The organism is Afifella sp. JA880 (assembly GCF_025379905.1).
Classification (GTDB): domain Bacteria; phylum Pseudomonadota; class Alphaproteobacteria; order Rhizobiales; family Afifellaceae; genus Afifella; species Afifella aestuarii.
In genome coordinates this window covers 1,107,528-1,119,415 of the sequence record NZ_JAOANH010000001.1, presented here as the reverse complement: position 1 = coordinate 1,119,415, position 11,888 = coordinate 1,107,528, and the positions used below count along the sequence as shown (strand labels likewise).

9 protein-coding genes are annotated in these 11,888 nt (G+C 65.3%); 4 read left to right on the top strand and 5 right to left on the bottom strand.

Features of this window, described 5'->3' with window-relative positions; all coding sequences use genetic code 11:
* From NYQ83_RS05250 to NYQ83_RS05230, 5 genes are all read right to left on the bottom strand, one after another.
* Positions 1-606 (bottom strand): hypothetical protein, encoded by a 606-nt coding sequence (locus NYQ83_RS05250; RefSeq protein ID WP_261213056.1) that lies wholly within the window; start codon positions 604-606, stop codon positions 1-3.
* Positions 599-3,598, bottom strand: coding sequence for a sarcosine oxidase subunit alpha family protein (locus tag NYQ83_RS05245; RefSeq protein WP_261213055.1), 3,000 nt, complete (start codon positions 3,596-3,598; stop codon positions 599-601). The genes NYQ83_RS05250 and NYQ83_RS05245 overlap by 8 nt, the downstream gene beginning before the upstream one ends.
* The gene (locus tag NYQ83_RS05240; protein WP_261213054.1) at positions 3,598-3,867 is read right to left on the bottom strand and encodes a sarcosine oxidase subunit delta; all 270 of its coding nucleotides are present in this window, start codon (positions 3,865-3,867) and stop codon (positions 3,598-3,600) included. Before NYQ83_RS05240 ends, NYQ83_RS05245 begins: the two co-directional genes overlap by 1 nt.
* Before the next feature lie 37 nt (positions 3,868-3,904).
* Positions 3,905-5,164, bottom strand: a complete 1,260-nt coding sequence (locus tag NYQ83_RS05235; protein ID WP_261213053.1) for a sarcosine oxidase subunit beta family protein — start codon at positions 5,162-5,164, stop codon at positions 3,905-3,907.
* 199 nt (positions 5,165-5,363) lie between these two features.
* A complete protein-coding gene (locus NYQ83_RS05230; protein WP_261213052.1) occupies positions 5,364-6,002 on the bottom strand; it encodes a tetratricopeptide repeat protein in 639 nt (212 codons plus the stop codon).
* Positions 6,003-6,296: 294 nt separating this feature from the next.
* On the opposite strand from NYQ83_RS05230, the gene NYQ83_RS05225 reads away from it, so the two are divergent.
* The 4 genes from NYQ83_RS05225 (at position 6,297) to NYQ83_RS05210 (ending at position 11,877) form a co-directional block, all read left to right on the top strand.
* Positions 6,297-6,866 carry a TRAP transporter small permease gene (locus NYQ83_RS05225; protein WP_246008499.1) on the top strand — a complete coding sequence of 190 codons (570 nt, stop codon included), beginning with the start codon at positions 6,297-6,299 and terminating at the stop codon, positions 6,864-6,866.
* Positions 6,863-8,185: a TRAP transporter large permease gene (locus NYQ83_RS05220; protein WP_261213050.1), complete on the top strand. Its 1,323-nt coding sequence runs from the start codon at positions 6,863-6,865 to the stop codon at positions 8,183-8,185. Before NYQ83_RS05225 ends, NYQ83_RS05220 begins: the two co-directional genes overlap by 4 nt.
* 117 nt (positions 8,186-8,302) lie before the next feature.
* Positions 8,303-10,591 carry an acyl-CoA dehydrogenase gene (locus NYQ83_RS05215; RefSeq protein ID WP_261213049.1) on the top strand — a complete coding sequence of 763 codons (2,289 nt, stop codon included), beginning with the start codon at positions 8,303-8,305 and terminating at the stop codon, positions 10,589-10,591.
* Positions 10,591-11,877 carry an acetyl-CoA C-acetyltransferase gene (locus NYQ83_RS05210; protein WP_261213048.1) on the top strand — a complete coding sequence of 429 codons (1,287 nt, stop codon included), beginning with the start codon at positions 10,591-10,593 and terminating at the stop codon, positions 11,875-11,877. The genes NYQ83_RS05215 and NYQ83_RS05210 overlap by 1 nt, the downstream gene beginning before the upstream one ends.
* The last annotated feature ends 11 nt before the right edge of the window (positions 11,878-11,888 follow it).

Sequence of the window (11,888 nt, the reverse complement as noted above, 5' to 3'; positions counted from 1 at the left end):
TCACTTCCCGCTGAGTGTGAGCCCCCAGGCTTTGCCGGCATCGACGAGCCATTCGACCATCGCCTCGCCGTAGCTGCGCGCGACCGCGATGTCGAAGCAATCTTCCGCCTGGCGCAGCACGAGGACGTCGAACGCGGCCATCTTGGTCTGGGCGGCACCGCCCGGCGGCAGCGTGTCGAAATCGAGCGCGATGCCGTGGGCGAGGAGGCTTGCCGCAGGCGCTCCTGCCAGGCGCACGATGCTGAAGCCGTGGCCGAGATCGGTCAGCGTGCCGGATCGGCCGATCGCCTTCTTGAGCTGTTCGGCAATGCCGTCGGTATCGCTCAACAGCATCAGCCGGCCGACGCCGAGCGACACCAGCATGCCATGGGCATTGTCGACGAACATGCCGTTGTCGGGCATCGGCAGCTCGGTCACGTCCGACAACGCGTTGGCGAAGTCGATCGCGGTGGAAAGCCAGGCCTGCATCTGCACGATGACCGCCGGGCGAAATTCGGTGAGTGTGAGGGCCGCAGACGTCGCCGGCTTGCCGCGTGCCAATGCGTGAAGCGCCGATTGCCGTTCGATCGGCACCGGCTTTTTGGCGGTGTTGGTTTCCTCAGCCATTGGAGCGGCTCCCGTCGGGATCGTAGAATTGCGGGTCCACGACCCGCACCCGGTTATGTGCCCCGCGCAGAGGATCGGCGGCGTAGAGAACCTCTTCGTGCCGCTCCCGTCCACCGCGCAGGAGCGCCAGCGCGATATGGCTCTTCATGGCCGGGCTGTAGGTCGCCGAAGTGATGTGGCCTTCGGACTCGCCCGGCTTCTCCGCACTTTCGCCTTTGACGAGATGCGCGCCGGCCTGGACGGTCGCGCCGTCGAGCGCCACAAGGCCGACGAGCTGCAGGCGGTCTTGCGAGGTCAGGGCCTCGCGCAAGGCGAGCGGCCGGCCGACGCAGTTCTTCTTTTTCGATAGGATTTTTTCCATGCCGAAATCTTCAAGGCTGCGCCGCCCGTCGAATTCCGCCGCGCTGGGATAGCCCTTCTCGATGCGCAGAATGTCCATCGCCTCCATGCCATAGGGCGAGACGCCGAGATCCTTGCCGTCCTCCAGAAGACGCTTCCACAGGAAAGCGCCGTGATCGGCACCGATATAGATCTCGTAGCCGTCTTCCCCGGATGAGGAGAGCCGCGCCACGATGACGGGGAGGTCCTTGACCGTAGCACGATGCACGTCCCGGTACGGAAAGGCCCGATTGTCCATATCCCGGCCTTCGACGATGCGGCTGACGAGTGTGCGCGATTTCGGGCCGGAAACGGCGATGCCGGCATATTGCTCGGTGACGGACGTTACGGTGACGCGCAGATCCGGCCAGGCGATGGCGAGAAGATATTCCAGATGCGTCACCACCATCTCCGCCTTCGCGGCCGCAGTGGTGAGCAGGAAATGGTCCTTGGAGAGACGCAAGGCGGTGCCGTCGGCGAAGATCAGCCCATCCTCGCGCAGCATGACGCCATAACGCGTCTGCCCGGTCGTCAGATTGGAGAAGAGGTTGGTGTAGACGCGGTCGAGGAAGGCCGCCGCATCGGGGCCCGCGACATCGATTTTGCCCGTGGAGGAGATATCGGCGATGCCGACGGCGTCGCGCACATGCGCGGCCTCGCGCAATGCGGCCTTCTCCGCGGCTTCGCCGGGCCGCGGATAGGCGCGGGGCTCCATCCACAAGCCTGACGCTGCCATCGGCGCTCCGGCCGCGACATGCGTGGCATGCAGCGGCGAACGCCGCACCGGGCGCATCTGTGCGCCGCGGGCGCGTCCGGCGAGCGTGCCGAGCGGCACGGGGACGAAAGGCGGGCGGAAGCGCGTCGTGCCGGCCTCGGACATCGGCACCTCGCGGGCCTCCGCCAGAATGGCGAGGCCGGTGACGTTCGAGGTCTTGCCCTGATCGTTCGCCATGCCGAGCGTCGTGTAGCGCTTCACATGTTCCGGGCTCTCAAAACCCTCGCGCGCGGCAAGCCGGATATCCTCCGCGGTGACATCGTGCTGAAGGTCGACGAAGGCCTTGTCGAATTTGCCGAAGCGGCGACCTGCCGGGGTTTTTACCTCAAACAAGGGTTTGAGCCCGCCATCCTCGACGGATGCCCGCAGATTGCCGCCGCGGCTGTCCACCTTGAAGGAGGGGAGAGGGCAGCGCAGGCCGAGGAGTTCGCAGGAGGCCTGGCCCGCGACCGCGCCCTGTTTCAAAACTTCGCCGAGCCGCGCCGCGCCGATCATCGCACCCGCCGGCACCCAGGCTTCGCGCTGTGTGCCGGGCACGAAGGCGGCGATGTCTGCGTTCCAGGTGGGGGCGCCGCCGGCCTGGCTTGCGAGATTGATGACGGGGTTGCTGCCGCCGGAGACAAGCAGGGTGTCGCATTCGAGTGTAGTTGTCTCGCCGCTGCCGTCGGCGGCCATCACGACCGCCTTCTCGACGGCCTTCTTGCCCTGAGCCGCGATGACGACATGGCCGGTGAGGAGGCGCGCGCCCGCCTGTTCGAGCGGCTCTGTCAGTTCAGCCGGCAAGTCCTCGCGCGGATCGACGATGGCTGCGATCTGCAGCCCCTCTTCGGCAAGGGCGGCCGCATTGAGCCACGCCTGATCGTTGTTGCAAAAGAGAACCGCCTGCCGGCCGACCATGACGCCGAAACGGCGTGCATAGGCGAGCGCGGCGGAGGCGAGCATCACGCCCGGTCGGTCGTTGCCGGCAAAGACGATCGGACGCTCGTAAGAGCCCGTGGCGAGCACCACCTGCCGGGCCTGCAGCCGCCAGTGGCGCGCCCGTGTCAGCCCGCTGGCGCTGCAATCCTCGAAGGCCGCAAGGACGTTGGCGTCGTAATAGCCCCAGACAGCGGTCTGCCGCAGAACGCGCACATTGGGCATGGCGTCGAGCTCGTCGGCCGCTTCCTTAGCCCAGTCGAGCGCCGCCGTGCCGTTGATGCGCGCATCGTCGAGATCGATTGCGCCGCCGAGCACGTGCCCTTCATCGGCGATGAGAACGCGGGCGCCGACGCGTCCCGCCGTCAGCGCTGCGGCAAGCCCGGCCGGACCGCCGCCGACGACGAGAAGATCGGCAAAGGCATTGGCGCGCTCGTAGCGTGCCGGATCAGGCGACAGGCTCGCGCGCCCCATGCCGGCCGCGGCGCGGATCGACGGCTCGTACCACATCCACGAACGCTTCATCGGCCCCATGAAAGTCTTGTAGTAGAAGCCGGCGCCGAAAAAGGGCGCGAGAACCTGGTTGATGGCCCCGACATCGCGGTCGACTGAAGGGTAGGCGTTCTGGCCGGTAACGACGAGCCCCTCGGAGACGAGCCGGGTCGTCGCCTGCACATTGGGCTCCGTCTCGCCGCCCGTTCCGGTCGTCACCAGCGCGTTCGGTTCTTCGCTGCCGGCGGCAAAGACGCCGCGGGGCCGATGATATTTGAACGAGCGCGCCACGATCGCGCGGCCGGAGGCGAGAAGTGCGGACGCGATCGTGTCGCCGGAAAACGCCTCCACCGGCTTGCCGTCGAAGGTGAAGCGCAGCGGCTTGTCGCGGTCGATGCGCGTGCCGAATGTGTCTGTGCGAAAGCCCGCCATCACTCGTCTCCCCCGAACGGGCCGGCGAGTTTGGTGTCCAGCACTTCATGCGTCTCGGTGTTGCGCGTGGCGATCAGGAACTGCCGGCAGCCGTGTTCGTGCTGCCAGATTTCCTTGTGCTCGCCGCGCAAATTCTTGCGCTCATAGACGTAGGGAACCCACGGTCCGGCTTCTTTTTCCCGGTGCGACGGGCGCTTCACGCCCGCATCGCCCCAATAGGTGAATTCGCCGACATCGCGCAGCCCGCAGACGGGACATGGGATCAGCATGGCACGCTCCCGCGCCGCGTTGAGAGAGGGCGGCGCATCAATGCAATCTCGGGGTTGGGCCGACGCCGGCCTCGTCGAGCACCCGGCCGTCCTTGAAGCGGTCGAGCGAATAGGCGGCGTTGAGCGGGTGCGGCTCGTCATTGGCGATCGTATGGGCAAAGCACCAGCCGGCCGCGGGCGTCGCCTTGAAGCCGCCGTAGCACCAGCCGCAATCGAGGTAGAGGCCGGGCAGGGGCCCCTTGTCGATGATCGGGCTGCCGTCCATCGACATGTCCATGATGCCGCCCCACGAGCGCAGGAGCTTGAGGCGCGAGACATTCGGGAAGAGCGCCAGAAGCTGCTCCGTCATCTCGTGGACGGCCGGCAGATTGCCGCGCTGGGCGTAGGAATTGTAGAGATCGAGACCGCCGCCGAAGACGAGGCCGCCCTTGTCGGATTGCGTGACATACATGTTCCCGCAGCCATAGGCGACGACCGTGTGAATGAGCGGCTTCACCGGCTCGGTAACGAAGGCCTGCAACAGATGGCTTTCGATCGGCAGATTGTCGACGCCGGCAAGCCGCATCACGTCGGATGTCATGCCGGCTACGGAGACGCCGACCTTGGCCGCCTTGATCTGCCCGCGCGGTGTCTCCACGCCGACGACCTTGCCGGCCTCTTTGACGAAGCCGGTCACGGGCGTGTTCTCGATGATATCGACGCCGAGCCGGTCGGCGGCGCGGGCATAGCCCCAGGCGACGGCGTCGTGGCGAGCGGTGCCGCCGCGCTTTTGCAGAAGCCCGCCGATAACCGGAAAGCGGGCGCCCGGCGAAATGTCGAGGCCGGGGCAGAGCCGCGAGACGCCTTCGCGGGAAACGAGCTCTGCATCGATGCCGGCGAGTTTGAGCGCATTGCCGCGCTCTGCAAGACGGTCGAGCTGTTCCGGCGAATGCGCGAGATCGAGGACGCCGCGCTGCGAGAACATGACATTGTAGTTGAGCTCCTGCGACAGGCCCTCCCACAATTTCAGGCTCCATTCGTAGAAGCGGTGGTTTTCCGGCAGGAGGTAATTGGAGCGCACGATGGTCTGGTTGCGCCCGACATTGCCCTGACCGATCCAGCCGCGTTCGACGACGGCGATATTGGTGAGCTTGTGGTTCTTGGCGAGATAGAAGGCCGTGGCGAGACCATGGCCACCGCCACCGACGATGATGGCGTCGTAGCGCGGCTTCGGCTCCGCCTTACGCCAGGCCGGACGCCAGCCGCGATTTCCCGTAATGCCCTGGGTCAGGACCCGCAGGGCCGAATATTCCGCCATCGCCATTGATCCGGGCTGTTGCCGCACGCTTTCGGAGAGCGCCCCCTCCAACAAGGTTAAAGCTTTGACTCAATCGGCCGCGTTTCGAAAGCGGCGCGAGCGGTTTTCTCCACCGACAGATTGCCGCCCGGCCGGCGCCGACCCGGGTTTTCGTCGGGCGTTGAGGAACTTGCGGAAGTTGTGGGCGATGGGGGAAAACTCAGATGTCGCGGCCGCCCGCGGCGTCTTCCTCCTCCTCGTCTGCGGGCGCGTCGCCATCGGGCGTCGCGGGAAGCAGCGCCCGCTCTTTGAGCCAGGGATTGATGGCGACGGCTTCGCGCAACGCTTTGTGGGCAAGCCGCGTGCGCCCCTGGTGCAGGAGGATGAGGCCGCGTCCGGAGAGTGCCGCGAAGTGCTTGGGCTCGAGCTCCATGACGCGGTCGATGTCCTCGAGCGAGCCGTCGAGATCACCTTCGAGAAAGCGCAAGGTGGCGCGCTGATTCCAGGCCTCGGCGTAATCGGGCGCCCGGGCGATCACGTCATCGAGGATCGCCGTCGCCTTGTCGTAGTCGGCGACGCGGCGGGCGGTGAGCGCCTCCTGCATCATCTGCGAAATCTCTGCGGTCGGGCCGACCATCCAGGCCTGCCAGATCAGGTTCTCGATGCGCCGGCCTTCCGTTTCGCTCCGGGCGCCTTTGAGCTCATCGTAGAGACGGGAGAGTTCCGTCCTCCGCTCGGAGGCGGAAAGATGCCGGCTGGTGTCGTCGTCCATGCCGGCGGCGCGGCTCGGGTTCGAAAGGAAGAGAAGCGCGAGAAGGGTAAGCGCCAAGGAGAAGAGGAGGTTGCCGGCGCGCGCCATACCCCGGCGCCTGTCGCAAGCGGGCGGAGCCGGAGCTGCGGAGACGGTTATCGCCGGCAAGGCAATCGGCATCGTGTCCTTCTGCGCGCCAAGGCGCACGGATTGGCCTCGTTGGTGGAATAGTTAGGCCTGATGCCGGGGCTGACCAGCGCCTCGCCGCAATCCGCGCAAACCATACGCTCAACAAGGCTTGAAAACCGTCCTCCGCCTCTTCCGGCTTGCGAGCCAGGATGGCATGGTCGCGCGCAAGCGACCACAAAGCGCCGCCGGGGAGAGGAAAGGCATGACGACATCGTGAGCGGAGGGATTTTTCCCGAAGCCGAAGCGCGCGTCGGCCGCCTCGTCGGTGGGGTCTGTGCTGCTCTTGCCATTCTCGGCGGTCTCGTCCTCGTCGTTTTGACGGTGATGACCGTTCTCTCCATCGCCGGCCGCGCGCTGGTGCCTTTGGGGCTCGGTCCGGTCCCGGGCGATTTCGAGCTCGTGGAAGCGGGCGTGGCCTTCGCCGTCTTTTCCTTCCTTCCCTGGTGCCAGTTTCGCCGTGGCCACGTCACCGTCGACCTTCTGGCGGAGCGATTCGGTCCGCGCGGCATGGCGGCTTGTGCGCTTGCGTCCAATCTCGTCATGACGGCGATCGCCTGTCTTCTCGCCTGGCGCCTTGGTCTCGGCATGCAGGACAAGAGGCTCTACCCGGAGACGACCTTCATCCTGCAATTCCCGATCTGGTGGCCCTATGCGGCCTCTCTCGCCGGCGCCTGGATGTTCGCCGTCGCCTCGGCCTACACCGTCTGGCGCGCCTTGAACGAGACGCTGACGACAGGCGAACAGGCGGGTCTGCGCCCGCGCGGCACGGAGTCCGGCGAGTGAGCGATGTGGCGCTTGGCGGCTGGTCTTTCGCCGTCCTCCTGCTTTTCATTTTCCTGCGCATGCCGATCGGCCTTGCGATGCTCGTCATCGGTCTCGTCGGCAACGTTCTCGTCAACGGCTCCTGGACGCCGCTTCTGGCGCAGCTCAAATCGCTCACCTACGAGAGCTTTTCGAGCTACTCGCTGTCGATCGTGCCGCTCTTTCTCCTGATGGGGCAGTTCGCGACGCGCGGAGGCATGTCGCGGCAGCTCTTCGATGCGGCGGCGGCACTTCTCGGCCACCGCAAGGGCGGCGTCGCCATGGCCGCCGTCGGTGCCTGTGCCGGTTTCGGGGCGATCTGCGGTTCGTCCCTCGCCACCGCCGCCACCATGGCCAAGGTGGCGATCCCGGAGATGCGCCGCTTCGGCTATTCGGGGGCGCTTTCGACCGGTTGCCTCGCCGCGGGCGGCACGCTCGGCATCCTCATTCCGCCCTCTGTCATCCTGGTGATCTATGCCATCCTGACGGAGCAGAACATTGCCAAGCTCTTTCTCGCTGCCGTCCTGCCGGGGCTCTTGGCGGCACTCGGCTATATTCTGGCGATCGCAATCTATGTGCGTCTTCGGCCAGACGCGGCGGGGCGTCGCGACAAGGCCGATCGGGAGGAGCGGATCGCGGCTCTCATCGCAGTCTGGCCGGTCCTCGTCGTTTTCACCGCCGTGATCGGCGGCATCTATCTCGGCATTTTCACGCCGACGGAAGGGGCGGCCGTCGGCGCTGTGGGCACCGGCCTCATTGCTCTCGCGAATGGTGCCCTCGGGCCTCGCGCCCTGATCGATGCGCTGCTGGAGACGGCGGTCGCCACTGCCATGATCTTTTTCATCGTTTTCGGCGCGGCCGTCTTCAACACCTTCCTCGCCTTCTCGCAGCTGCCGCAGGAACTTGCGCAAAGCGTGATGGAGGCAGGTCTCGATCCGTGGACGGTGCTTGCCGCGATCCTGCTTTGCTACCTCGCTTTCGGATGCGTGATGGATTCGCTGTCGATGATCCTCCTCACCATCCCGATCTTCTTTCCGCTCGTGAGCGGTCTCGATTTCGGTCTCGGGCCAGAGGAATTTTCTATCTGGTTCGGTATCTTAGTCTTGATCGTCGTAGAGGTCGGGCTGATCACGCCGCCGGTTGGCATGAACCTCTTCGTGATCAACTCGTTGTCAGAAGATGTTCCGATGAGCGCCACTTTCCGTGGCGTCATTCCCTTTGTCGCCAGCGACATTTTGCGCATAATAATTTTAGTTGCCTTCCCTTCGATCACCCTCGTTATGCTTCGAATTCTCTATTGAGACGACGAACGACAACCATATGTGGGAGGGGGCGCCGCCGCGCGGTCCCCGAATTCGCGAGGCTTGCAACCCGGTCGGTCCGGCCGCGTTTGCACCGCATGCATTGAGGAGCAAGACATGTCTTTTCGCGCCCGTTTCATCACTCGCCCGCTCTTCGGCTGGGCGCGCAACATCCTGCCGCCCATGTCGGAGACGGAGCGCGAAGCCATCGAGGCCGGAAATGTCTGGTGGGATGCCGAACTCTTCACCGGAACGCCGGACTGGGAGAGGTTGCTCGCCACGCCCCCGGCGACGCTGACGGAGGAGGAACAGGCCTTCCTCGATGGGCCTGTGGCCGAGCTCTGCGAGAAGCTCGACGACTGGCACATCAACTGGAAGCTCCATGACCTGCCGCAGGAGGTCTGGGACTTCATCCGCGAGAAGCGTTTCTTCGGCATGATCATCCCGAAGGAATATGGCGGTCTCGGCTTCTCCGCCTTCGCCCATTCGGAGGTGATCCGCAAGGTTTCGACCGCGAGCGTGACGGGGGCCGTTTCCATCATGGTCCCGAATTCGCTCGGACCCGGCGAGCTCTTGATGCAGTTCGGCACCAAGGAGCAGCGCGATTACTGGCTCCCGCGCCTGGCCCGCGGCGAAGAGATTCCCTGCTTCGGCCTGACGAGCCCGGACGCCGGCTCCGATGCTGCCGCCATGACCGATACCGGTGTCGTCACGCGGGGCATGCACGACGGCGAGGAAGTGCTCGGCATCCGCCTCAACTTCTCCAAGCGCTACATCACGCTGTCGCCGATCGCGACGGTGATCGGCCTCGCCTTCAAAATGAAGGACCCCGACCATCTCCTCGGCAAGAAGGAGGATCTTGGCATCACCGTCGCCCTGATCCCGGCCGACACTCCGGGCGTGATGCGCGGCGAGCGGCATATTCCGGCGATGACTTTCTTCCAGAACGGTCCGGTCCACGGCGAGGACGTCTTCGTTCCTTTGTCTGCGATCATCGGCGGCGAGGAGCAGATCGGCAAAGGCTGGAAGATGCTGATGTCGGCGCTGGCCGCCGGCCGCGGCATCTCGCTTCCCTCGCTCTCGTCGGCCGCAGCCTCCTTTGCGGCGCGCACAACGGGCGCCTATTCCAGGATCCGGCACCAGTTCAATCTGCCGGTCGGCAAGTTCGAAGGCGTGCAGGAGCATCTCGCCCAGCTCGCCGGCACCGCCTATCAGCTCGACGCGGCGCGCCGCATGACCTGCGCCTCGCTCGACCAGGGCTACAAATCGGGCGTCATCGCCGCGATCATGAAGGCCCACGCGACCTATCGCATGCGCGAATCCGTCAACGACGCCTATGACATCCATTCCGGCAAGGCGGTGATCGACGGGCCGAAGAACTATCTCGGCAATCTCTATCGTGCCGTGCCGGTCGGCATCACGGTGGAGGGTGCGAACATCCTCACCCGCAATCTGATGATCTACGGTCAGGGGGCGATCCGCGCCCATCCCTTCATCTTGAAGGAGATGATGGCGCTGTCGGAAACCGACCGCGACAAGGGCATCCGCGAATTCGACGAGGCGTTCTGGGGCCATGTCGGCCATGCCATCAAGAACGCCTTCCGTGCGATGGGCCGCGGCTGGACGTTTGGCCGCTTTGCGCCGGCGCCGGAGGAGGCGGGCGATCTCGCCGTGCATTATCGTCAGCTGTCGCGTTACTCGGCCGCCTTTGCGGTCGTCAGCGATCTGGCGCTCCTCACGCTGGGCGGTTCGCTGAAGCGCAAGGAGCGCCTGTCCGCCCGCCTCGGCGATATCCTGTCGGAGCTCTATCTTCTGTCGGCGACGTTGAAGCGCTTCGAGGTCGACGGAAAACCCGCAGCCGACCGGCCGCTCGTCGATTACACCTTCGCGCGTGGCACCAAGGCGATCGGCACGGCCTTTGCCGAGCTTCTCGACAATCTGCCGTCGCGACCGGCGGCGTGGCTCGCAAAATTCATGCTCTTCCCGTTCGGTGCCCGTCGCTCCGGCCCGTCCGACAAGCTCGCCCAGACCTGTGCGGAAATTCTGCTCGAGCCATCGGAGACGCGCGAGCGCCTGACCTCCGGGCTCTATCTCGGCGAGGGACAGCCGAACGCGGCGATCTCGCATCTGGAGCGGGCCTTCAAGCTCGTTGTCGAGGTGGAGCCGCTGCGTCGCAAGCTGCGTGAGGCCAAGGTGAGGAACCCCGACGAAGCCGCGAAGAAGGGCCTCATTTCCGAGGCAGAGGCGAGCCGCCTCAAGGAAGCCGAGGCCGCGGCCGATCTGGTGATCGCCGTCGATGCCTTCCCCGGCGAAGCCTTCACCCACGGCAGTGCATTGCCGGACGAGCGTGACAACGCGCCGTCCGCCGCTGCCAGCAACGTTCACGACCTGAAACGGACCGCTTAATGACCCAGCCAGTTTATCTGGTGGACGGCGCCCGAACCCCGTTCATCAAAGCCCGGGGAAAGCCCGGGCCGTTCACGCCCGTCGACCTCGCCGTGCAGGCGGGGCGGCCATTGCTCATGCGCCAGCCTTTCTCGCCGAAGGAATTCGACGAGGTCATCCTGGGCTGCGTCAACGTCATTGCCGACGAGATGAACCCGGCGCGCGTCGCAGCCCTTCGTCTCGATATGGGCGACGAGATGCCGGCCTTCACCGTGCAGATCAATTGCGGCTCCGGCATGCAGTCGATCGACACGGCCTTCCGCTATATCCAGGACGGCACCCGCGACATGATCCTGGCCGGCGGCACGGAGGCGCTCAGCCATTCGCCGATGATCCTGAAACGCGACGCGGTGGAATGGCTCGGCGAGTTCAATTCCTCCAAGTCGATCTGGGACCGGCTCGGCAAGACGACCTCGTTCCGCCCGGGCGATTTCAAGCCGCAGATCGGCTTGGAGCGCGGCCTGACCGATCCGATCACGGAACTCAATATGGGTCAGACCGCGGAGATCCTGGCGCAGATCTTCGACATCAGCCGCGAACAGGCGGATGAATATGCGACGGAGAGCCATCACCGGCTCGCCCGGGCACAGAATGAAGGCTGGCTCGCCGACGAGGTGACGCCGGCCTTCGATCGCGACGGCGTCGCTTATGATCACGATGACGGTGTGCGTCCTGACAGCTCGGTGGAAAAACTCGCCAAACTGAAGCCCGCTTTCGAGCGGCCTTTCGGCAAGGTGACGCCCGGCAATGCCTCGCAGATCACCGATGGCGCCTGCTGGGTCATTCTCGCCTCCGAAAGGGCGGTGGAGAAATGGGGCCTGAAGCCGATCGCGAAAATCGTCGATTCCGAGTGGGGGGCGCTCGATCCCGCCATCATGGGTCTCGGGCCCGTCGTGTCGTCGACGAGGCTCATGCAGCGCCATGACATGGGTCTCGACAATGTCGATCTGTGGGAGCTGAACGAAGCTTTCGCCGCGCAGGTTCTCGCCTGTCTCGCCGCCTGGGAAGACGAAACCGTCTGCCGCGACGTTCTCGGCCTCGACCATCCGCTCGGGCGTATCGAACGCGACAAGCTCAACATCGACGGCGGTGCCATCAGTCTCGGCCATCCGGTCGGCACCAGCGGCAACCGCATCGTGCTGCATCTCGCCAACGCCTTGAAGCGCACCGGCAAGAGCCGCGGAATTGCAACCGAATGCATCGGCGGCGGCCAGGGCGGCGCCATGCTCATCGAACGCGTAATGTGAGGACGGAAGAC

Excerpts from the sequence above, each read along its gene's own strand:
- NYQ83_RS05245 (WP_261213055.1), bottom strand. The coding sequence starts at position 3,598 with ATGGCGGGCTTTCGCACAGACACATTCGGCACGCGCATCGACCGCGAC.
- NYQ83_RS05210 (WP_261213048.1), top strand. The coding sequence starts at position 10,591 with ATGACCCAGCCAGTTTATCTGGTGGACGGCGCCCGAACCCCGTTCATC.
- NYQ83_RS05235 (WP_261213053.1), bottom strand. The coding sequence starts at position 5,164 with ATGGCGGAATATTCGGCCCTGCGGGTCCTGACCCAGGGCATTACGGGA.
- NYQ83_RS05215 (WP_261213049.1), top strand. The coding sequence starts at position 8,303 with ATGTCTTTTCGCGCCCGTTTCATCACTCGCCCGCTCTTCGGCTGGGCG.
- NYQ83_RS05230 (WP_261213052.1), bottom strand. The coding sequence starts at position 6,002 with ATGGCGCGCGCCGGCAACCTCCTCTTCTCCTTGGCGCTTACCCTTCTC.
- NYQ83_RS05250 (WP_261213056.1), bottom strand. The coding sequence starts at position 606 with ATGGCTGAGGAAACCAACACCGCCAAAAAGCCGGTGCCGATCGAACGG.
- NYQ83_RS05240 (WP_261213054.1), bottom strand. The coding sequence starts at position 3,867 with ATGCTGATCCCATGTCCCGTCTGCGGGCTGCGCGATGTCGGCGAATTC.